The 21,685-nt window shown below is 60.6% G+C and carries 20 protein-coding genes; 6 read left to right on the forward strand and 14 right to left on the reverse strand.

From position 1 onward, the window contains the following. Positions 1-87: 87 nt before the first annotated feature. The gene (locus ACRQEG_RS02125; RefSeq protein ID WP_026429485.1) at positions 88-624 is read left to right on the forward strand and encodes a DUF4916 domain-containing protein; all 537 of its coding nucleotides are present in this window, start codon (positions 88-90) and stop codon (positions 622-624) included. Between the two features lie 142 nt (positions 625-766). Here ACRQEG_RS02125 and rdgB read toward each other — a convergent pair whose 3' ends face one another. The 6 genes from rdgB to clpS all read right to left on the reverse strand — a co-directional run bounded on the left by rdgB (position 767) and on the right by clpS (position 4,929). Continuing rightward, positions 767-1,390, reverse strand: coding sequence for an RdgB/HAM1 family non-canonical purine NTP pyrophosphatase (rdgB, locus tag ACRQEG_RS02130; RefSeq protein ID WP_274733823.1), 624 nt, complete (start codon positions 1,388-1,390; stop codon positions 767-769). Beyond that, the gene (gene rph, locus ACRQEG_RS02135; RefSeq protein ID WP_274733824.1) at positions 1,381-2,172 is read right to left on the reverse strand and encodes a ribonuclease PH; all 792 of its coding nucleotides are present in this window, start codon (positions 2,170-2,172) and stop codon (positions 1,381-1,383) included. The genes rdgB and rph overlap by 10 nt, the downstream gene beginning before the upstream one ends. Before the next feature lie 89 nt (positions 2,173-2,261). Further along, complete coding sequence (locus ACRQEG_RS02140; protein WP_274733825.1) at positions 2,262-3,059, reverse strand: MBL fold metallo-hydrolase; 798 nt, start codon at positions 3,057-3,059, stop codon at positions 2,262-2,264. After that, entirely contained in the window at positions 3,056-3,868 is an 813-nt protein-coding gene (gene murI / locus ACRQEG_RS02145; protein WP_274733826.1) for a glutamate racemase, read from the reverse strand. The genes ACRQEG_RS02140 and murI overlap by 4 nt, the downstream gene beginning before the upstream one ends. Positions 3,869-3,877: 9 nt before the next feature. Further along, entirely contained in the window at positions 3,878-4,588 is a 711-nt protein-coding gene (locus tag ACRQEG_RS02150; RefSeq protein ID WP_274733827.1) for a DUF2017 family protein, read from the reverse strand. A 2-nt stretch (positions 4,589-4,590) separates the two neighbouring features. Continuing rightward, positions 4,591-4,929: an ATP-dependent Clp protease adapter ClpS gene (clpS, locus tag ACRQEG_RS02155; RefSeq protein ID WP_435730714.1), complete on the reverse strand. Its 339-nt coding sequence runs from the start codon at positions 4,927-4,929 to the stop codon at positions 4,591-4,593. Positions 4,930-5,011: 82 nt separating this feature from the next. On the opposite strand from clpS, the gene ACRQEG_RS02160 reads away from it, so the two are divergent. Then, entirely contained in the window at positions 5,012-6,367 is a 1,356-nt protein-coding gene (locus ACRQEG_RS02160) for a nicotinate phosphoribosyltransferase (protein WP_435733761.1), read from the forward strand. Positions 6,368-6,455: 88 nt separating this feature from the next. Here ACRQEG_RS02160 and ACRQEG_RS02165 read toward each other — a convergent pair whose 3' ends face one another. The 3 genes from ACRQEG_RS02165 to ACRQEG_RS02175 all read right to left on the reverse strand — a co-directional run bounded on the left by ACRQEG_RS02165 (position 6,456) and on the right by ACRQEG_RS02175 (position 8,992). Next, the gene (locus tag ACRQEG_RS02165) at positions 6,456-8,273 is read right to left on the reverse strand and encodes a DEAD/DEAH box helicase (protein ID WP_284891828.1); all 1,818 of its coding nucleotides are present in this window, start codon (positions 8,271-8,273) and stop codon (positions 6,456-6,458) included. Next, on the reverse strand, positions 8,234-8,578 hold the full coding sequence (locus tag ACRQEG_RS02170; protein WP_274733834.1) for a DUF3039 domain-containing protein: 345 nt from the start codon (positions 8,576-8,578) through the stop codon (positions 8,234-8,236). The genes ACRQEG_RS02165 and ACRQEG_RS02170 overlap by 40 nt, the downstream gene beginning before the upstream one ends. A gap of 129 nt (positions 8,579-8,707) precedes the next feature. After that, positions 8,708-8,992, reverse strand: a complete 285-nt coding sequence (locus ACRQEG_RS02175; protein WP_016442950.1) for an HU family DNA-binding protein — start codon at positions 8,990-8,992, stop codon at positions 8,708-8,710. Positions 8,993-9,209: 217 nt separating this feature from the next. Here ACRQEG_RS02175 and mprF point away from each other — a divergent pair, with 217 nt between their 5' ends. Together mprF and ACRQEG_RS02185 are read left to right on the forward strand one after the other, a co-directional pair. Next, positions 9,210-11,918 (forward strand): bifunctional lysylphosphatidylglycerol flippase/synthetase MprF, encoded by a 2,709-nt coding sequence (gene mprF, locus ACRQEG_RS02180; protein ID WP_435733762.1) that lies wholly within the window; start codon positions 9,210-9,212, stop codon positions 11,916-11,918. Next, a complete protein-coding gene (locus tag ACRQEG_RS02185) occupies positions 11,918-12,388 on the forward strand; it encodes a hypothetical protein (RefSeq protein ID WP_284891824.1) in 471 nt (156 codons plus the stop codon). The genes mprF and ACRQEG_RS02185 overlap by 1 nt, the downstream gene beginning before the upstream one ends. Positions 12,389-12,398: 10 nt before the next feature. On the opposite strand, the gene ACRQEG_RS02190 is transcribed toward ACRQEG_RS02185, so the two are convergent. From ACRQEG_RS02190 to ACRQEG_RS02200, 3 genes are all read right to left on the reverse strand, one after another. Continuing rightward, entirely contained in the window at positions 12,399-13,319 is a 921-nt protein-coding gene (locus ACRQEG_RS02190; RefSeq protein WP_284891822.1) for a class C sortase, read from the reverse strand. Between the two features lie 86 nt (positions 13,320-13,405). Further along, positions 13,406-14,884, reverse strand: a complete 1,479-nt coding sequence (locus ACRQEG_RS02195) for a SpaH/EbpB family LPXTG-anchored major pilin (protein WP_320768156.1) — start codon at positions 14,882-14,884, stop codon at positions 13,406-13,408. A gap of 127 nt (positions 14,885-15,011) precedes the next feature. Beyond that, positions 15,012-17,750 carry an MSCRAMM family protein gene (locus ACRQEG_RS02200; RefSeq protein ID WP_435733763.1) on the reverse strand — a complete coding sequence of 913 codons (2,739 nt, stop codon included), beginning with the start codon at positions 17,748-17,750 and terminating at the stop codon, positions 15,012-15,014. A gap of 480 nt (positions 17,751-18,230) precedes the next feature. Between ACRQEG_RS02200 and ACRQEG_RS02205 the strand changes: the two genes are divergently transcribed. Next, positions 18,231-18,644, forward strand: a complete 414-nt coding sequence (locus ACRQEG_RS02205) for a DoxX family protein (RefSeq protein WP_284891814.1) — start codon at positions 18,231-18,233, stop codon at positions 18,642-18,644. A 138-nt stretch (positions 18,645-18,782) separates the two neighbouring features. Then, positions 18,783-19,154 carry a PH domain-containing protein gene (locus ACRQEG_RS02210; protein WP_284891839.1) on the forward strand — a complete coding sequence of 124 codons (372 nt, stop codon included), beginning with the start codon at positions 18,783-18,785 and terminating at the stop codon, positions 19,152-19,154. A 144-nt stretch (positions 19,155-19,298) separates the two neighbouring features. On the opposite strand, the gene ACRQEG_RS02215 is transcribed toward ACRQEG_RS02210, so the two are convergent. Both ACRQEG_RS02215 and ACRQEG_RS02220 read right to left on the reverse strand, forming a co-directional pair. Further along, the gene (locus ACRQEG_RS02215) at positions 19,299-20,375 is read right to left on the reverse strand and encodes an inositol-3-phosphate synthase (protein ID WP_284891812.1); all 1,077 of its coding nucleotides are present in this window, start codon (positions 20,373-20,375) and stop codon (positions 19,299-19,301) included. 268 nt (positions 20,376-20,643) lie between these two features. Further along, positions 20,644-21,666: a Cna B-type domain-containing protein gene (locus ACRQEG_RS02220; protein WP_316992452.1), complete on the reverse strand. Its 1,023-nt coding sequence runs from the start codon at positions 21,664-21,666 to the stop codon at positions 20,644-20,646. Positions 21,667-21,685 lie beyond the last annotated feature (19 nt).

The following is a 21,685-nucleotide window of genomic DNA, read 5'->3' on the forward strand; positions in this document are numbered from 1 at the left end:
ACGCCGGCCCGATACGCGAAAATGCAGATGTTTCGCGGGTAGCGTGGAGTGAACCACGGGAACGCGAAGCCCGGCAAAATTAAGAACATGAGTGAAGTCGACGCAGCTGATATGGGTCCGTGGCTCAGCCCCGAGGAACTCGAGTTTGTCCGGCACAAGGTCCCGATGGTGTACGTGGATATTGTGCCGGTTCGCCTGGATGAAACCGGGCGGGTGATCGCTATCGGGATGCTGCTGCGTGCCGATTCCGAGGGGATTTTGCGGGAGTTTCCCTCGGGGCGGGTGCTCTTCCACGAACCGGTGCGCGCCGCGCTCATCCGCCATATCGATAAAGATCTGGGCTCGGTGGCACTTCCCCAGCTTCCGCCCTACCTGGCACCGTTCACGGTCACCGAATACTTCCCCACTCCCGAACCGGAGGCGGGGTACTACGATGCGCGCCAGCATCGCGTTGATCTGGCCTATATCATCCCCATTCATGGGGATTGTGATCCAGGAAATGACTCCCTGGAATTCACCTGGTTTACGCCCGGGGAGGCACGCACCGCGGAGCTGCAGGCCGAGATGTCAGATGGGCACGCGGCTCTGCTGCGCGCCGCCCTTGGCTATATCGGCCGCTGCTAAGCACTGTAAACACCGCTTACGGCAGCGATTACGTCGCCTGTAAGCGGTGCTTACTCAGGGCCGGAGCGGGCCCCGCCCGCTCCATTAGCTCTGCTCCACCAGCTTTGCTCCCCCGGCACCGTTCCAGCAGCGCTATTTCCCTCTAGTGCTGTTCCAGCAGCACCTGCATAATCACCGGGGCTAGCTGGGCAAATGCCTTACCGCGGTGGCAGATAGCGTCCTTTTCTTCCGGGCTCAGTTCCGCATTGGAACGGCTGGAACCGACCGGCGCGAAAATCGGATCGTATCCAAAACCGCCGCTACCACGCTCAGCGGTAAGGAGAGTACCCGGCATATCCCCTTCGCGTACCTCCTCACGGCCCTGCGGGGTTACCAGTGCGGCCGCGCAATGGAAATGCGCGCCGCGATTGGCCAGGGGCACATCTGCTAACTGGGCGAGCAGCAGGTGGCGGTTTGCGGCGTCGTTCCCGTGCGCACCGCTCCAGCGCGCCGAAAAAATCCCGGGGGCTCCACCTAGAATATCCACACACAGGCCCGAATCATCAGCAATAGCCGGAAGGCCGGTGGCCCGCGCGTAGGCCCGTGCTTTGATGAGGGCATTCTGCGCGAACGTGGTGCCATCCTCCACCGGTTCGGGCACCTCAAACTCCCCGCCGGAGACCAGTTCGATTCCGTTCAACCACGGCGCCAGAATATTGCGCAGTTCCGTGACTTTATGGGCGTTTCCGGTAGCGACGACGACGCGCCGCGGCTGCGCTACTTCCACTGGTCACCGCCGGTAAAAACATCGCTACGCACGGGATTCTCCCCTGCGAAAAGCACCCGGTGCTGGAGCTCACGAAGCTCGCGGGTGCCCTTATCCGCCAGATCAAGCAAAACCGCCAGATCGGCACGGTTGAAAGGGTGGTGTTCCGCGGTTCCCTGCACCTCCACATAGTCCCCACTGCCAAGCGCCACGATATTCATATCGGTATCTGCCCGCACATCTTCTTCATAGGGAAGGTCAAGGCGGGGCTGGCCATCAATAATGCCCACGGACACCGCGGAAACCGAGGTGGTGAGAACCGGGCGACGCACCAACTTACATGCCCGGGCCCAGGAAATAGCATCCGCCAGGGCCACGAAGGCGCCGGTGATAGCCGCGGTGCGAGTTCCGCCGTCGGCCTGCAACACATCGCAATCCAGAGTGATGGTGTTTTCCCCCAGGGCTTTCATATCAACGGCCGCGCGCAGGCTGCGCCCGATGAGCCGCGAAATCTCATGGGTGCGGCCCCCGATTTTCCCGCGCACCGATTCGCGCGGGGAGCGATCCGAGGTAGCACGCGGAAGCATGGAGTATTCAGCGGTAACCCAGCCTTCCCCGCTGCCTTTACGCCAGCGCGGCACCCCTTCTTCAAAGGAAGCAACGCAGAGCACGGTGGTGCGCCCGTAGCGCACCAGCACACTGCCTTCCCCGGTTTCAAAATAGTGGCGGTCAATGGTAACGGGGCGCATCTCATCTGCGGTGCGCCCATCGGCACGAGTGGCGCTGGAGTTCTTGTCAGTCATGCCTTAAGGCTACCGCGCCGCTACGACATGAAAAATATGGCCGCGGCCCCGGGAGCCTCGAAACCGCGGGGACCTACCGACGCGCGGGCTTAGATGCGGAAGGCTTCCCCGGCCCGCACGCAGGCAACCCGGCCCTCGTATTCTTCCCGGGCCGCGGCTCGCACGGATTCCCGGTCCGTCCACGGCTGCAGGTGGGTGAGGAGCATCTCACGGGCTCCGGCCTGCGCTGCCAATATCCCGGCTCGCGAACCGGTGAGGTGAATGCCGCGCACGGTATCCCGGCCGTCCTCATAGGCGCATTCGGAAAGGAGCAGATCGGCGCCGCGCGCCGCGGCGACGACGCCGTCGCACAGATCGGTATCCCCCGTGAACGTGAGCACCGCGTTCTCCCCCGGGCGAATATCAGAAGGCCCGGTGATCCGGTAGGCGAAGGCCTCCACCGTGTGCAGGGCGGGGAAAGCCTGGATGGTCATGGGGCCAACGCGGAACGTATCCCCGCTGCGAACCTGGCGGAAATCAAAGACGTCATCGTACGTTTCCTCGGGGCCGTCGTCGCCCAGTTGGCGGGCGCGCCGCCGGGCATCCCCGGGGCTATAGACCGCCACCCGGGGCAGCGGGCCGGAGGGGTGCCAGCGCCGGTAGACCTGCATCCCGATGAGGTCCGCGCAGTGATCGGCGTGCAGGTGCGAGATCACCATGGCATCCACAAGCGCCGGGTCGGTATAGCGCAGCAGATGGCCCATGGCACCGGGACCGAAATCCAAGGTGAACGTGTAGGTTCGCGGAGTACCGTTCGCGTCTGTACCATCTGCCTGGATCAGGTAGGCCGAGGCCGGCGATTCGGGCCCGGACATCGAGCCGGAACATCCAATGATTGTCAGTCTCATGCCGAGAGTTCCTCCGTAGATAGCACAGTTCCTACTTCCGGACCGAGGAATCTGCGGGCGAGGCGCCCGAAACTCACCGGGTCACCGGTGGCGTAGAAGCGGCGCCGGGGGGTGCCCGGGCCGGCAAACATATCGCGGGTAGCTAGTGCGCGGTAAACGTCGCGGGCGGTTTCATCCGCGGAGGACACGATAGTGACGTCCTCCCCCATGGTGTAGGAGATCACGCCGGCGAGCAGCGGGTAATGGGTGCAGCCAAGCACCAGAGTATCCACTCCGGCCGCCCGCACGGGGGCCAGGTAATGTTCGGCCACCGCCTGCACCTGGGCGCCGGCCGTCTGCCCCTGTTCCACCAGCTCCACGAACTCCGGGCAAGCCCGGGTGGTCAGCTCCAGATTCGGGGCAGCGGTAAAAGCATCTTGGTACGCGCCCGATTCGATGGTAGCCGGAGTGGCGATCACCCCGATTTTCCCGTTCCGGGTGGCCCGTACCGCGCGGCGCACCGCCGGGCGAATCACCTCCAGCACCGGGATCCCCATCTCCGTAGCAAAACGCTGCCGCGCATCGGCAAGCGCCGCGGAGGTAGCCGAGTTGCAGGCGATAACCAGCATTTTCACACCGGATCTCACCAATTTATCCATGATATCCATGGCGTAGGAGCGCACCTCGGGGATGGATTTGGTGCCGTAGGGGCAGTGCGCGGTATCCCCGATATAGGTAATGGATTCGCCCGGAAGTTGATCAATAATGGCGCGCGCCACCGTGAGGCCACCTACGCCGGAATCAAAAATACCAATGGGACGGGAATCCATACTGTCAAGTTACCGCCGCAGGTCCTTGTTCTGAATGGCAGTGATGAGTGAATCTTGCCACCACGCGATAATCACGTAGAGCACGCCGATCATATCGTCGGTGGTATCGATCTGGGGGCGTTCGGATTCCATAATGCTGAGCGCACGCGAGGTCACCGCCTGCGATTCCGCTGCCGTGGTGATATTGCGGCGGCTGCCGAGCACGATGCGGATATCATTAGCACCGGCCAGCCACGCCCCGGCATCCTCATTACTCACCCACACTTTCTCGCTTGCCAGCGAAGTATAGAAAACCAGCAAGTTGCAGATTTTTGCGTGGCAGACCGCGGATTCGGTGAGCGAACGTAATTCGTCCGCGAGCGCGGGTTCTTCCGACATATCGGGGAGGAGGCGGGCGAGGGCGGTATCCATATTGCGCGCGGGAACGTAGCAGCGTGTGCTCTCCAGATCAGCTAATTCACGTTCGTAGGAGGCAAGCACATCGCTGGATTCTTCCACGTGCTGCGCGCTAGTTCCACCCGTCACGTGGTTAGTTCCGCCCGTCAGGTGGCTAGTTCCACCCGTAAGATCGCCGGCTCGGCTACCTTCGTCGTGCATTTCTTCGTCCAGGTTGTAGCCGAGCAGTGTTGCGACGTCGCGGGCGAGTCCGGCAAAAAGTTGCCGTTCGGTCGCGTCAACACTGGCGCGGTAGCCGCCGCGGGCGGGGCGGAAAGGCAGCATGGTTATCTTCCACCTTCCGGTTCTTCTTCGATGGTGGCGAGCAGGCCGTAGGTGTGCATGGCCCGGGCGTCTGTTTCCATCTGCTCGCGCGGTCCGGATGATACGACGGCGCGCCCGCGGGTATGGACCTCTAGCATGAGGGTGAGGGCACGGTCGGCCGAATGGCCAAAGTAGGATTGGAACACCCATTGCACATAGCTCATGAGGTTGATCGGGTCATCGTGAACAACGGTACGCCAGGCACGGGCCGGGCCGGCTACCGCTTCGAAAAGCGTGAGGCTTTCGGTGTGGGTGGCTGGGCTGCTGGCCCCTAAATCTTCAGAAGATGGGTGCGCGCTCATATCTCCATCCTAGTGCCAAGCTCTAACCGGCGCGGCCAATCATCCCCGGCCAGCTCAGGCGGGCGCGGGTAGACTCGTGCATATGAGTGTTTCAACTGCTTTGCTCACTGATATGTACGAGCTGACCATGGTGGATGCCGCCATGCAGTCGGGAAAGGCCCAACGGCGGGCCGTTTTTGAGATTTTTGCGCGCCGGCTCCCGGGCGGGCGCCGCTACGGGGTGGTGGCCGGAACTGGCCGTCTCCTCGACGCCCTGAAGAATTTCCGTTTCGGGGAAGAAGAAATTGAGTATTTGCGCGCCAATAAGATCGTTTCCGATTCCGCTTTGGAGTGGCTGCGCACATTCCGATTCTCCGGTGATATTTGGGGTTACGCGGAAGGTGAAATGTACTTCCCCGGCTCTCCGATTCTCACCGCGGTGGGAACTTTCGCGGAGTGCTGCGTGCTGGAAACTCTCGCGCTATCTATTTTCAACTATGACTCGGCGGTGGCGACGGCTGCCTCGCGGATGACGATTGCGGCGCACGGGCGGCCCTGCGTGGACTTCGGGGCGCGCCGCACCCACGAACGCAGCGCTGTTTCCGCGGCCCGCGCGGCCTATATCGCGGGCTTTGTGGGCACTTCGGATCTGGAGGCCGGGCGCCAGTACGGGATCCCGGTTTCCGGCACCTCGGCGCATTCTTTCACCCTGGTCCATGATTCGGAGCGCGAAGCTTTTGATACTCAGATCGCGGCGATGGGCACCGGCACCACCCTCCTCGTGGATACCTACAATATCGCGCAGGGTGTGGAGAATGCGGTGGCGGCCGGGCGCGCTGCCGGCGGTGAGATCGGCGCGGTGCGTATCGATTCGGGTGATTTGATCGCAACGGCTTTCCAGGTGCGTGAGCAGCTTGATCGCCTGGGGGCCACGTCCACGAAGATTACCGTCACCTCGGACCTGGATGAATACGCGATTGCGGCGCTCAATTCCGCTCCGGTGGATGGCTACGGGGTGGGGACCCGGCTGGTAACCGGTTCGGGAGTTCCCACCGCGCAAATGGTGTACAAGCTGGTCCAGCGCGAAGGTGCGGATGGCCGGCCCGAAGAGGTCGCCAAGGCCTCGGAAAACAAGGCTTCTGTGGGTGGCCTCAAGGTTGCCGGGCGGCTGGAAAGCGGGGGGCATGCCACCGAAGAGCTGGTGGTGAGCGCCGCTAGTTTCGCGGAGGGCCTGGCCTACCTGGAGAAGCAGGGTGCCCGCCCGCTTCAGGTCCACCTGGTGAACGCCGGCGTGATCGATGAACGCTACTGCGGCACGGAGGTCCTCTCCGCGGCCCGCCTGCGCCACGATACCTCGCGCGACGCCCTCCCCTACGACGGTTGGCGCCTCTCCGCCGGGGAACCCGCTATCCCCACCCGCATGGTGGATATTTTCCCGGGCGACGACGCCGCGGCTTAATTCCCGCTCGCCTTTCTGCTCGCTGCGGCCGTTGCGACTTGCTGCACCGGCCGCGCACTCACACGGCGCTGTTTCGGGGGTGACGCGCTTAGCGCTGGCCCACGAACCAGCGCCGCAGTGTTTTCACGCGTGCCTCAATCTGGTCGGCACTGGCGCGCGCCACTTCCGGGCCGCCGCAGGCCCGGCGCAGCTCGGTGTGAATAAGGGCGTGCGGGTCCCCGGTTTTCTTCGCCCAGGCAGCCACCAGCTGGGTGAGTTCCTTACGGGCGGTGCGCCGCCGGGTAAGTTCATCGGTTCCGGCGGCCGGGCGCTGGGTGCGGGCCTTTTTCGCCTGCTCGGCCTGGTGGGCCCGCAGCAGCGTAGTTACTTCTTCGGGTTCAAGCAGGCCGGGAATCCCCAGGAAATCGGCTTCTTCTTCCGAACCGACAGCTGCCCCGAGCCCGAATTCACCGCCGTCAAAAAGCGCCCTATCGAAAAGCGCACCCGATTCCAGGGCTTCGTAGCCCGGGCCGGCGAGTTCCTCACTGGTTTTTTCTTCCCGATTGGCGGCCTCCAGCAGCTCATCTTCCCAGCCGCTCACCTCCGCCTGCTTCGAAATGGCGTGGTCTCGTTCCTTTTCCATCTGAGCGGCCAGCTCAAGCAGCACCGGCACGGACGGCAGAAACACCGTCGCGGTTTCCCCGCGCCGGCGCGCCCGCACGAAACGCCCGATAGCCTGCGCGAAATACAGCGGTGTGGAGGCCGAAGTCGCGTACACGCCCACCGCTAGCCGCGGCACGTCCACACCTTCGGATACCATGCGCACCGCCACCATCCACCGGGAATCCGAATCCGCGAAGCTCGCGATTTTTTCATTCGCACCTGAATCATCGGAAAGTACCACGGTGGGGGCCTCCCCGGTGATCTCGGTAAGAATATCCGCGTAAGCCCGCGCGTCTTTCTGGTTGGAGGCGATCACCAGCCCACCCGAATCAGGTAGTGAGCGGCGCACCACCGTGAGGCGTTCGTTCGCGGCGGACAGCACCTCCGGGATCCACTCCCCGCCCGGGTTGAGGGCGGTACGCCACGCCTGCGCCGTCATATCTTTGGTGAGCGGCTCCCCCAGGGTCGCGGCCACCACGTCCCCCTGTTTCGTCTGCCAGCGCACCTGCCCGGAATAGGACAGGAAGATAACGGGCCGGACAACCCCGTCACGCAGGGCCTGGGCGTAGCCGTAGGTGTAATCAGCTTTCGAGCGCAGGTTGCCGCAGCCATCCGGTTCGTAGGTCACGAAAGGGATAGGCGAGGTATCCGAACGGAACGGCGTGCCGGTGAGGGCCAGGCGCCGCGCCGCCGGGGTGAAGGCTTCGCGGATGCCATCGCCCCAGGAGAGTGCATCCCCGCCGTGGTGGATTTCATCCAGAATCACGAAGGTGGGCCGCGCAGCGGTGCGTTCGCGATGCAGGGCGGGGTTGGCGGCCACCTGAGCATAGGTCACGCACACCCCGTTGAAGAAAGAGCCCTCGGTGCGTTGCGCATTCGTAAAATCAGCGTCCAGCTGAATACCCACGCGGGCCGCGGCCTGCGCCCACTGGGTTTTCAGGTGTTCCGTGGGGCAGACCACCGTGATGGTGCGAGCCTCGTGGCGCGCGAGCATTTCGACGGCGACGCGCAACGCAAAGGTAGTTTTTCCCGCGCCGGGGGTGGCTACCGCGAGGAAATCACGGGGCATGCGCTCCAGGTAGAGGCGCAGCGCTTCGGCCTGCCAGGAACGCAGGCTCGAGGTGGTTCCCCAGGCCGCGCGGGCCGGGAAAGCCGGAGGGAGATTCGAAGCGGCGGAAACAGAGGGACTATGCGGGGTGGAAGCGGGAATCGAACGGTGCAGACTCACTTGCCACTTCCCGGCACGTCCGGCCCGAAGGGCCATCCGGAGCCTTGGTTGCCCATCTGTTTGCGGATCTCCTTGCAGGTGGGGCACACCGGGTAACGATCCGGGTTGCGCGAAGGAATCCAGATCTTCCCGCACAGCGCCACCACGGGCTGACCGTATACGGCCGAGGCCACGAGGCGGTCCTTGCGTACATAGTGGGAAAAACGCTCTTCGTCACCGTGGGAGAGGCGTTCTTCGGTGCGCTCGAGCAACCCTACGGATTGTTGAGATTCCGTAGCCGGGCCGGCCGGGGCCGATGGTGCGCCCGGAGTTCCTAAAGGATCGGGAAGGGAAGTACTCATGGGCTCTATTGTACGGCCCGTGCCGGGAGTGGGAAGCAGCCGGGCGGCGCCGTCGTACCTCACCTCACCACAAAGAAGAATCGCCTCCCCGGCGTGAACCGAGGAGGCGATGCTGGACAGCCCGTGGCGTTACTTGTTGGACACAGCCTTCTTGAGGTTGGAGCCAGCCGAGATCTTCACGCCGTAGCCGGCGGGAATCTCGATTTCGTCACCGGTGCGGGGGTTGCGGCCCTTGCGGGCGGCGCGCTCGGTGCGCTCCACGGAGAGCAGGCCGGTGATCTTCACGGCTTCACCCTTGGAAAGCGAATCGACGAGCACTTCCTGGAGCGCGGCGATCGCCTTATCGGCATCGGACTTGGACAGGCCGGAACGGTCGGCGATAGCTGCGATGAGCTCTGTGCGGTTAACGGACATGAAAATACCTCTCGATATCTGTTCAGGTACATGGCTCATAAGAACCACTAAGCAAAAATGTAGCGGAAACTGGCGCCAAAGTGAGAATTTTCTGCGAAATCGCCGCGTGTCGGTTAAGACATACATCACAACTCCCACCAATTTCCACAGTTGTCACAGGTTTTGCGCGGCCTTGCCGCCTCCATTTACCGGCGCACGGGCCTGGTTTCAGGGCATAATGAGTAAGGTTCAGGATGCCTCCGGGCCGGTCAGTAGCGCGAAAGCGAGCACGCGGGCCGAGGCGTCGTCGTCGAAGAAAGGTTCCCCGGTGTCGCGACTTGTCGCTTTCATCCGCTCCCATCCCCGCCCCTTCAAAATCACTTTCTATGTGCTGGTGATCGCCGGGGTGGCGGCCGTGGCTCGTACGCAACTTCAAGAGTTGAGCGGGGAGCATATGGCGCGGGTCCTCAGCTCAACGCCGCCGGTGGTCCTCGTGGAGCTCGTGGCTCTCGGTTTCCTGGCGTTTACCGCCACCGGTATTTATGACATTTTCGCTTCGCGGCATTTCGGGGTGGAGGTCCCGGTGGGAACCGCCGTGAAAACCGGGTGGATTGCCCAGGCTTTCAATAATTTCGCGGGGCTGGGCGGGCTGACCGGCGGGGCGATTCGCTCGCGCTACTACAAGCGGGCCGGGGCCTCCACCAAAGCCGCCGTGGATGCCAGCGTTGCGGTGTGGGCCGCGAATCTGCTCGGACTTTTCGCCATGCTGCTGGCCACCCTCCCTTTCGCGTTCCGTTATGACGGGCGTTTCCTCATCGTGCCCGTGGTGGCCTGCCTGTACATCCCGGTGTATTTCCTGGCCGGCAAGGTGCATATCTGGAAGATTGACCTGCGCACCACCGCGATCGGCACCCAGAACTTCCGGCAGAAACTCCAGATGCTTTTCGCCTCTGTTGCGGACTGGCTGGCCGCGGCGGTGTTCTTCTGGATTTGCGTGCGCACGTTCCTGGGCGAGGTTTCTTTCGTGCAGGCGGTATTTGTGTACGCCACCGCAACGCTCGTGGGCCTGCTCAGCTTTATCCCGGCGGGGCTGGGAACCTTCGACCTCACCGTTATCGTGTTCTTTCAGCACCTCGGTTTTGATTCCTCCACCCTGGTGCTTGCGATTATCGTTTACCGGGTTACCTACTACGCGCTACCGTGGCTGGCGGCCACCGTGTACTGGCTGGCCGAATACGCCTACCCGCGCCTGGGCCTGGAGGACCGTGATAAGCGTGAACGCTGGCTCATTAATGCGCTCTCCACCGGCGTGGTGATCCTGGGGATTTTCTCCATCGTCAATGCTTTCGCGCCTTCTTTCTACGCGCGGGTGGCGCTGCTACATGTATTCCTCCCCCACGAAATGATCCGCTCCTCGCGCATTGTCTCGCTGCTGGTGGGGATCATGCTGCTCATTTTGGCGCGCGGGGTGCGCCAGCGTGTCAGCCGCGTCTTCCCCATCATTTTGATCCTGCTAGGCGTAGCCGCGGTGGCCTCGGTGGCGCGCGGGCTAGATACCGGCGCGCTCATCGTCATCATTCTGTTCTCGATTCTGCTCTACCTGGCACGCGGGGCCTTCAACCGCGAACCCCTCCCCTTCGAATGGCGTTCTTTCGCGTTTTCCGCGGTGATCGCGGTAGGTATCCCGCTGGCAATTTTCGCCTGGCGTTGGATCCACGGTGCCCCGCAGGCGCACGTATACCCCACCGCGCACGCCCTTCTCACCGGGCTGAGCATGATCTGCTTCGTTTCCCTTATTTCCCTCGCGCTGCTCTTCTCACGTTCCCGCGCCCCGCATTTCGAGCTTCCCACCCCGGCCGATGTGCAGCGTTTCGAGGCGTTCCTGGCCGAACACAATGCCGGTAACGCTTTCACCCACCTCTTCTACCTGGGCGATAAGCAGGTCTTTTATTCGTCTAACGGGCGCGCCGCGCTCCTCTACCGCCCCTACCGTTCCTCCATGCTGGTACTCGGTGATCCTTTCGGGGATGAGGCTGCTTTCGAGGAGCTTTTCGAGGAATTCGTCACCTATGCCGATGAACACGGCTGCTCGGTCGCGATTTACGAGATTGCGGATATCTACCTGGGGGCGTGCGCGAATATCGGTTTCTCCTTCGTGAAAATCGGGGAGGATGCCACCGTGGATCTGGCCACGTATTCCAATGTGGGCAATAAGGGCAAGGTATTCCGGCGTATGCGTAACCGGATGGGCGAAAAGGGCACCCATTTCGAGGTGCATTTCCCGCCCTATACTCCTGAGTTCCTGGAGCAGCTACGCGAGGTTTCGGATGCGTGGCTGGGCAAGCGCGCGGAGATGGGCTTCTCCCTCGGTTTCTTCGATGCCTCCTATATTGGCCGCACCCCGGTGCTGCTGGTGCGCGGGGAGGAGCGTATCGAAGGTTTCGCGAGCCTCATGCCGATGGCCCCGGGGGTTGCCTCCGTGGACCTCATGCGCATCCGCCCGGACGCGCCGGGCGGCACCATGGACGGTATTTTCGTTTCCCTTATCGAATGGGCGAAGGACAACGGCTATACCCACGTGAATCTGGGGATGGCGCCTATGTCTAATACCGGCACCACGCGCTTCTCACGGGCGCGCGAAAAGGTGGTGCGTGTGATTTACGATTTCGGGGACCGTCTCTACAATTTCAAGGGCTTGCGTTCCTATAAAGAAAAGTTCAAGCCGCGCTGGCAGTCCCGCTATCTTGCGTATACCGGCACGACGGCGCTCACCCCCACTATCTTGGGCCTTCTCGATGTTATTCAGCATCCGGATCGCAGCCGCGGGGCAATTCCGCTGCAGTGGAGCCTCCCCGCGCCTTGCCCGAGTGAGGGCGACGACGCCGCAGCTGCCGTTCCGGCAGCTGACGCTACGGCTCCCGCGGGCTCTGGAAAGGAAGGTGCCTGATGGCAAAGCGGCCCTCGATGCGTGATCCCGAAACGCCGATGTCAGCATTTGGCACGGTGGTGCTGCGGCGCCCCGCGGAGAATGTGCACAGCGCGCTGGTAGCTGATCCGGAACGGCACAAGTCTGAGCTCGCGGCTGCGGAACGGCGCGATGCGGATAATCAGGTGCGTGAGCTCTTCCCGGAGGCGCGGATCTGGTACCTGGAGGCACGGCCCAGCCATTTCCGATTGAAGTCGGCTGGCTTCTTTATTATGAGCATGCTGGATTTGGATGCTTTCCGGGGGTGGTTGGATGGACCGCATCCGCGTGCTTTTTACCTGGTGGAGCAGGGGAAGCTTCAGCTCCTCGTGCGGGTGACCGATACCGGCCTTGAGGCTATTGCGCTTCCCGCACCACCCGCGCCGGTGGCGAAGCGGCGCTTCACCATCGGTAGGGATGAATTCTTACGTGCTGACGAGGAACTGTCCTGAATAGCGGGCACTATTCTTCCTGAGCGGCTGCTACCTTCTGAGCCGAGGCTTCTTTCCGGGCGGCTGCTGCTTTCTGGGCGCGGCGGCGCTCTTTCCACGTCGTACGCGCAAGCACCCCGATGGTGGCCAGCACAGCCACTCCGTACGCAATAGCGAACCACGGGAAGCGCGGCAGATCGGAGGGTTTATTCGCGGCTTCTACGTCCGCTACCGGGGTGGGGATAATGCGCTCCCCCGTGACTAGGATGCGATGGGAGTTAATACCGAGCGGGGTGCAGGTCACCAGGGTGACGAGGTCTTTGCCTTCTTCTACCCGCAGGGTATCGGTATCTTCCGGCGCTACTACTTTGGTATCCCGCACGCGATAGGTGAGTACATCTCCGAACACTTCAATGGTGAAGGTATCCCCCACATTGACTTTGTTGAGGTCGGTGAACATGCGGGCGTTCGCGAGGCCGCGGTGCGCGGTGATAACGGCGCGGGTGCTGGGCCCGCCCACGGGTAGTGAGGTGCCTTCTAGGTGGCCGGCCGCGCGGTTGAGAACCTCATCTGAAGTGCCATGGTAGACGGGTAGGTCAACGTCGATAGTGGGGATGCGGAGTCGGGCCATGAGGCCCTCGGAGTCCGCGGCAAGGATTTTTTCGTATGGCCAGATGCCGTCTGCGGCGGTGGTGTCGCCGGTGCCGGTGGCTTTGCGTTCATTGGCTTCCAGGACCGCGCCAGCGTTGAATGCTTCGTTATAGGCATGCGCGGCGGCTAGCTGGGTATCTTTATCGGGCTGGGCGGTAGCGATTTGCTCGGAGTACGCCCCGGTGACTTTGGATTGCTCGTATTGGGAGAGCCAGGCGGCGGCGTGCGGGTACACCAGTAGCGTGAGCCCGAGGATAACAAGGAGCCCGATGAGGTAGGGCAGCAGCAGGTTTTTCTTCATGAGATACAGACCCGGGTGGGGAGGTACCAGATGGCACCTCCCCACCCGTTCGGTAGGCCGCGAAAGTTACGCGGTCAGTTCTGTGCTTAGGCGTTCACCGCGCGGTTGCGGCGAACCTGAGCGACGGTCAAGCCACCAGCAGCACCCAGCAGCGCGAGGCCACCGAGGGTGAGCATGAGCTGGCCGGCAGCACCGGTCAGCGGCAGGTTCGGGCCGTCATGCTTGGTGTTATCAACAGTGAGTCCGACTTCAGTAGTCTCTCCCTTATTGACAGTAACCGGCTTGACTTCGGTACTAATCACGTAACCGGCAGGAGCCTTCTTTTCCTTGACGAAGAACTGCTTGCTATTAGCATCTCCAAGAACCAGACCCGGGAAACGAACCTTACCTTCATCATCCGATGTCGCGGAAGCAATGGGGTTCGTACCAGCTTCAGCCTCAGCCTGGGTAGCGAATACTTCGAATTCAGCACCCTTCAGCGGCTTCTGGTTATCCTTATCCTGCTTGAGCAGAATCAGGTTACCGAGCTTCACGGGGCGGTTGCTGGTGGTCGTTTCGGTACCCGGGTTGTATTCGTTAACGATCGGTCCGAAGGAGTTAGGAATCTCGCCATTCTTCGGGAGGCCGGTAATTTGGGTCGAAAGCTCAACCTTGAATTCCTGGCCGGCCTTGACCTTGTTCAGACCTTCCTGAGTGAGCTGCACGGTAACGGTCTGACGCACCGAGACGTCAGTATCATCCTTAGCAGCCGGGTTCACATCAAGGGTGTAATCGGTGTTTTCCGTAAGAGCCTGACCACCCAAGGTCACAGTTGCAGAGACGTACTTGAGGTGAGCATTGAGCTGATCGACCATGCCGACCTTCTTGTAGGTTTCGTCCTTCTTCAGCGCCGGAACCTTGTACTTGATATCCCACTTAACGATGTCGCCAACCTTTTGAGCGGCTTCGTCCTTCAGAGTCTTGGTGCCGTCATCGGACACGGTGTTCTTCGGGTAAGCATGGACGTCGTAGATCCATTCGGCCTTGTCAGCTACCTTCGAAGGGAACGGAATGGACACAAAGAAGGGCTGAGCCTTTTCGATGACCTTGTGATCACCCGTATTACCTTCGCGAACGAGGTACACACCAGCAGCTAAATCTGCAAACTGCGCAGTGCCACCATTAGCGGTCGTCTTAGTAGTCTCGGCAGCGTTCAGCGCCACGTCGTTACCTTCGTACGTGACCTTCTTGGTATTTTCATCGTACTTGAGCTTGGAGATCTTCTCCCACTCGTCCGGGTTGGAAAGATTGATTCCATCAACCTTTTGGAGAATGAATTCGATACCGTCGAGAGCTTCTGCCCCCTGCGGAACATCCGTGATTAGACGACCATTATTGTCTTTATTCCAGGCCGGGTTCTTGTACTTGTGAACCGTAATGGAACCCTTAGCGTTAAGATCGGGGTTGCCGAGGGTGTCAGCACCCGGCACAGCGTGGGCCCCGGGTGCGAGCACCAGACCAGCGGCGCCCAGCAGGGCGGTGATCAGGGCGGCGAGCACCGCGCGGATAGATTTCTTCAGCTGCATGGTAGTCCTCTCCGTGATTGCAGCACATATTGCTTCAATTAGTTTTGTGGTTATTTCTGCCCGAAGGGCGGCGTTAGCTGCACAGTTTGACGTGCACAGCTCTCAGTGGCTGAGCCTTATTTCACGCTCACCCCCGGTTTCGCCGTCTGATCATCACGATGCTCACCAGGAGCACAGCTCCCCCGAGCACCGCGAAGCCTGCCGTGCGGAACGCGTCCTCGCTCCATCCACCGGTGAGTGGGAGCGGCGGTGCCTCACGAAGCTTGTTATAAATCGCGCCGAGATTCAGTTCCACGGGCTCGTTACGGTCATTCGTGACCGTTGTGGCGCCCACCTCCACGGTTTTCACCTCGGTGGATTTCACGTAGCCCAGCGGCGCGGTCTTTTCTTCCAGGGTGTAGGCACCCCAGGGAACGTTTTCCAGGCGCAACTTGCCCGGGCGCGGATCCTGATCCTGCCAGAGCTTCGTGGCCGGGCACGCCTGCGCGGTCTCCCCCACGCAATCGCTTACCTCGAAAGGCCGCCCATGCTGATCGCGCACCGTCCATACGGATCCCTTGAGGAATTTCTCCGACCCGGTTTCCTTCTTTTCCCAGACGATGGTGCCACGCACGCGATCATTCTTAATGATGACCGGCGGATTCTGCTGCGCCGTCGTTACTACCTGGGGCGCACCCGCCGGACGGTACCCGCGCGGCGCAGATACTTCATCCACCACGTAGCGCCTGCCAATGAGCACATTGTCCCACCTGGCCCGGCCGTATCGATCCGTGGTGCGCTCGCCTTGACGCGGCTCACCAGCATCGCAACGGCCGTTCCCGTTGGTATCCTCGCACAGGTCGAAAACAGCTCCGGGCAGCGGATCATTCCATTCGCTATCGCGCTTCTCCACGGTCAAAGACGTCACCTTCGGGCTATTCAACACCGAACAGGTGAGATTCCCGTTCACAGCGGGCGAGGTCACTTCCCCGACAAAGGCACCGCCATCCTCACGTTGGTTATGAACCCGAACATTCCGCCCCAGCTTGTCCGTGCAGCTCCATACTTTGTTGTAGTCACTGAGGGACGAGGCCGACCCATCTGCCAGCTGCTCCTTGAGCACATATACGCGATCCCGGCCACGCAGCATCTTGCGCGTCGCCGTTTGGGGACCGGTGGCCTGGCCCGTCGTCGTAACCGATTCGGAATACGGTGCACCGCCCAGCGGATTATTACCGGGGTTCTTCTCGGCAACCGTGACGGTGAACTGATCACTGCTGTTCAGGCGCTGAGTAATGTTCTTTTCCGCGCTAATCGTGGGAAGGTCTGCGCAGCCTTCAGTATCGGCAATCGCCTGATCCGCCCACTGCCCGTTCGGATCAGTGGGCGCCTTGGGCACCTGGAAGACCGGGTTTCCGTTGTTCTTCACCTGGCCGGAAATAATATCAACTTCGTAAACCCGCGCTTGAGGAAGACCTGCCTGCCCCGGCTGCAGGTTACCGTGCTGGCCGGTATAACGACCCGAGACATAAAAGGACCCATTCGGACCAGCCGCCAAACCATCCGGCTCGAACATGCGAAGGTTCATGAAGAACGAGCGAATCAGTTTGCTCGGAAGCTTCGGGAAATTCCGATTGCGAATCGTGCCCAGATTGATCACCGGGTTCGTGCGCGAGTCACTCGGACTTGCGTACTGCCCCTTCTTAATCGCTTCGTCATATGCATTCTTGAGGTCTGCCGCATCAATGCGGTCAATACGCATTTGGCTGAGACCCGAAAAATCACGGCCCTGATTATTCTTACGCCCCTCGGAAGAACCGGAGAGAAGATAAAGATTTCCTTCTTTATCGAAAATAAGATCAGAGAAAATGGCTGAGGACAGGCTGGTGGTCTCCAGGTATCCAAGAGTCACCAGGCGGTTCGTGGCCGGATCGAAGACCACGAGCTTACGCTTGGAGGTGTAAGGATCGTTCGGCCTCCCGGGCTTCGCCTTACCCGCGTCACCGACCATAAAGTATTTACCATCTCGGCCTGGAGACATCGTTCCACCCTTGATCGGCATCTCCGGCGACAGCACTTTGTACCTCACGAGGGATTCGTATCCTTTTTCGCCAGTGTTGCTGATACGCCCGTGCGCGATCCAAGTTTCCGGGCTTGCACCCGGCGTAGTTTCTCCGCGTAACTCGGTATGCCACATGGACCCATCCGCGGCAATCGCCAGCGCGTCATACCCGACCTTTTTCGGACCAGCGGTCCAGTCCTTTCGCCATTCCACGCGCCCGACAGGTTCGGAACCGAGCCCTCCATTCGGCTTGACAGTAAGAAGATTAATTTCACCCTTACCGGAGCTCATGGAGTAAAAACCGCGACCGGAGCACTGCTGCATAGAAGTTTCCCGTACGTTGCGCGGGGCGAAGTGATTAGGAGGTGCAGCCAGTAGGCTGGCCGAGCCGTCACGCGGAGCGGTTTCCGGCTGCTCAAGAGTTCCAAGCTGTTCGCGCCAGCTCTTCTGCGCCCGATCCAACGGAGTGGTGGCCTCTGCGGTTTCCGCGGCACTCGGATCGGTTTCCGGCGCCGAAGTAGGTTCGGTGGTGCCGGCTGCACCTTCTGCCGTTTCCGCTTCTGCCGTACCTTCTTCAGTGATGGGCAACGGCGCTGCCGGGCTGGCAGGCTCGGGCTGCGCAGGATCCGTGGCGGCGGTGCCAGGCTCCGAAGTTTCCGAGGTGGGCTGGTCACTAGCGTTTTGTGCGGTGGTTACACCGGGAGTGGGATGAGGTGCCGGGGCTTCCGAAAAAGGGAGACCCGTGGCGTGGCTGGTCATCAGTGCGGCCATGATCGTTGCAACCGTTGCCGGTATCGCCCGAAAACTCACGCTCATCCTGTCCATTACACGAAGGTTTGATCACCGGAAGTGGTTTATCAGCCCGCCGTATAACTAATAGTTATCAATCAGCTTAACAACCTACGGGAATGAATACCTACTGTCCAGTAGGTCAAAACGTGATTCATATCCGCCAAAGTTCCTAGATTGCTTCCATCCTGAAAATTTTTTGCAAATCTTTACACTTGGCAAGTTGGCGTACTATGGCGCAAAAATCCCCAGAAATAGCACCCCCCCCCGCGTTTTTTTCGCGCCACCATAGCACGGCAAATTCTAGGACCCTTGACCCAACCCGTTTATCTCAAATGAAGTTTCACCAATTGGTAAAGGATTTTATGTAGTGGGCACCACACGATAATTGACGAAAAGTACGTAATGTGTTCATGGTTGTCTAGTGACAAATTCGGCACGGAATTCAGTTCCGGCCTGTCGCACCCGCTCGTGAAATGGTTGAACATGGCTTCATGCCAGGTCTACGATCAAGCTATGCCACGCAAAGATCCACAACTCCTGACCGGCCTGCTCGCCGGGATGGGAAGCCTCCACTTCGTTGCCCCCAAACCTTTCGACTCCATCATCCCGCCCCAACTGCCCGGCCAGCCGCGCGCCTATACCCTCGCCTCCGGGGTGGCCGAATTAGCGACAGCCGGACTCATTGCACAGCCCCGCACCCGCAAACTCGGCGGCGCTGCGGCAATCGCCCTTTTCCTGGCCGTTTTCCCGGCGAATATCTACATGGCCCACCAGTGGCAAGACAAGCCCTGGCGGCTCAAGGCTATTGCTTACGGCCGACTCCCCCTTCAGGCGTTACTTATTAAGCAAGGTTGGAACGTCATGAAAATGGCTAATGCTGAGATGGGAGCCAACGCGAAGGAGGCTACCGGGGTGAAAACTCGGTAGCGAACCAGTGGTGGCTCGGGTGCCCACAGGCTCGTGAGCTGCGCCGTCGTACCTACCTGAACTCAGTCCCGGCGTGCAAAAATGGCTGTATCGCTGCGAACAGCGGTGTTCGCACTAGGACCGAAAGAGACAACAACAATGGAACTTGCACCGCTTGCCACATGGATCTTCTCGCGAGAGATTCCTATACCACCGGACGTGGAGAACATCCTCGTCGAAGGAGAGGAACCATATGCCGCATACAAAGCGGCGCGCGATAGCGCTATATTCACGTCAAAAAGGTTAATTGTGCGTGATGCTCAAGGACTCACGGGCAAAAAAGTTGAAATTTACTCCCTTCCGTATAGTTCTATCAAAATGTGGTCAACCAAAAACGCAGGATATTTGGACATCAGCGCAGAAATCAAACTCTGGACTATGGCCGGGCATATCGGAATTAGTTTGGACGAAAAGATTGACGTACGCCGTATTGACCAATTAATCGCCCGGTGCGTGCTCGGGGCGCGGTAAAGCAGTCGGGGCGATTGTGTAGCACCCCGGTGTATATCGGTACATATGCGTGGCGGCCGCTCCTTGTAGTGGAAACGGCCGCCACGGTCATTTAGGCAAAAAGCCGGGTATTTCGCACGAAGCGTCCGGTACTCAGCGTGAGGTTTAGCGTTCCACTTCCCCGCGGATGAAAGCCTCCACCGCAGCACGGGCCTCCTCATCGGGGCGCTGCCGCGCCGGCGACTTCATGAAATAGGCACTGGCGGAAAGCAGCGGGCCGCCGACGCCGCGGTCGAGAGCGATCTTGGCCGCGCGGATCGCGTCGATAACCACGCCAGCAGAGTTCGGGGAATCCCACACTTCGAGCTTGTATTCCAGCTTGACGGGGATATCACCGAAGTTGCGGCCCTCCAGGCGCACGAAGGCAAATTTGCGATCCTCGAGCCACGGGACCCAATCGGAGGGCCCCACGTGGATATCGTGCGGGTCGAGCTGCTGGGTGATATTGCTGGTGACAGCCTGGGTTTTGGAGATTTTTTTCGATTCCAGGCGCGAACGCTGGAGCATATTCTTGAAATCCATATTGCCGCCCACGTTGAGCTGGTACGTATGGTCAAGGGAAATCCCGCGCTCTTCGAAAAGCCGGGCGAGCACCCGATGGGTGATAGTCGCGCCGATCTGGCTCTTAATATCGTCGCCCACAATCGGCACGCCGGCATCCGTGAACTTCTGGGCCCACTCCGGGTTGGAGGCAATGAACACCGGCATGCAGTTAATCATGGCAACACCGGCATCAAGGGCTGCTTGCGCGTAGAACTTCGCGGCTTCTTCGGAGCCGACCGGGAGGTAGGAAACCAGCACATCGGCCCGTGCATCCCTCAGCGCGGCCACCACATCAACGGGTTCAGCTTCGGATTCGGTAATGGTGGCGCGGTAGTACTCCCCCAGCCCATCCAGCGTCGGGCCGCGCAGCACCTCCACCCCGGTGGGTGCCACATCGCAGATTTTAATTGTGTTATTTTCGCTGGCGTTGATCGCGGTGGCCAGATCGACGCCGACTTTCTTAGCGTCGACGTCGAAAGCCGCAACGAACTCAATATCGCGGATATGGTAATCGCCGAATACCACATGCATCAGGCCCGGGACCGTTTCGCTTTCAGATGCGCCGTGGTAGTAGGTCACGCCCTGCACCAGCGAGGACGCGCAATTACCTACTCCCACAATGGCAACGCGAATCGACATACGGTTACTCCTTTGTAGTTATTGATGAAACGTGATTGTTTTTTCAGCCATCGGTGCGGCGGGCGCCACGGTGAGCGAGACTGAACGGGGCACCTGTGCCCCCATCACCAAGCCACTATGGCACTAAAAAGTTCTTTTGTGAAGAGACCTTACGGGCGGATGTGGTTGGCTGACGCGCGGACATTGGTGGGCGCGCTAGTGTGGGGCGGCGACTTTACGGCGTCGCCGCCCCACGATGAGTCACATTAATGTGCGGAGTTCACGGTGCTTAGCTGCGCCGTCGTACCACCATCACACCTCCCGCTCCCAAGAGAGCAAAGCCCGCCAGGGGCACGGCCGGACCGGCCATGGATGTTCCCGTTTTCACGAGCCGCTCGCGCGGCGTAGGCGTGGTTGTGGGAGTTGGCGTTTGCGAGGGAACCGGCGGGGTTGTTGCCGGCGGGGTTGTTGCCGGCACCGTCGGAGTCGGGGTGGGCGTGGGGGTCTCCGATTCCGTAGGTGTCGGAGTCGGGGGCGGCGGCACGATAGTGTTCGTCACCACGAATCCATCCGTCATATTCCCCGTCACGGCCGTGGTGTACCCCTCTACAGACTCCTCCACAATCGTGTAATTGATGAGGTAGCCGCCTGCGCACTTGTCCACTTCAGCGAAGGTGACTTTCCAATCTTCGGCCGCACCAACAGTCTTGCGAGCGACTTCCTTGCCGTCACCCAGCAGCACGAAAGTGATGTTCTCCGGGCGGGTTTGCTTGGCGTTATCGTCGTCCTGCCAGGCCTTCGTTGCCGAGACATCCGTAGCCAAGGTATTGGTGAATCGGAAGGTGCCATCCGGATTCGTATCCTTATCGCTGCGGTACCCCGGTGAGGGAATTTCCGCGATGCCGTACTCGACTTCGTTATCCCTCCAGGTGGGGCCAGCAAGCTCATATTTGGGGACGCTGAACGTAAAATTCCATTCATCGACCGTTGAGGGGTAATTTACGACCTCGAATTGGTCCTTGTTGGCTTCGTAGCGGGGATTGATCCACAGCTGTTCGCTGCGGTCCTGGTAGACCTTGAACACCCCGTACTTGATCGTTTCCTTGGGTAAATCCTTTTGTAGGTTACCTTCGGCATCGCGGGTGTACTGCGTTCCCCACAGCTCCAAGGTAATGAAATCGGGGTGTTCCTTGGCCGGGCACTCGACCCGCGCGGCCGGACTATCGACCGGTTGCGCCTGCGAGTAGGCCGTGATGCCCAGCAAGGCCAGCAGAAGCGCGACCGCCATCGCGCCAAGTTTTCGTATGCTCATCGTTATCCTCCCTCCATCG

Source organism: Actinotignum stranguriae, from assembly GCF_051265215.1.
Lineage (GTDB): Bacteria > Actinomycetota > Actinomycetes > Actinomycetales > Actinomycetaceae > Actinotignum > Actinotignum schaalii_C.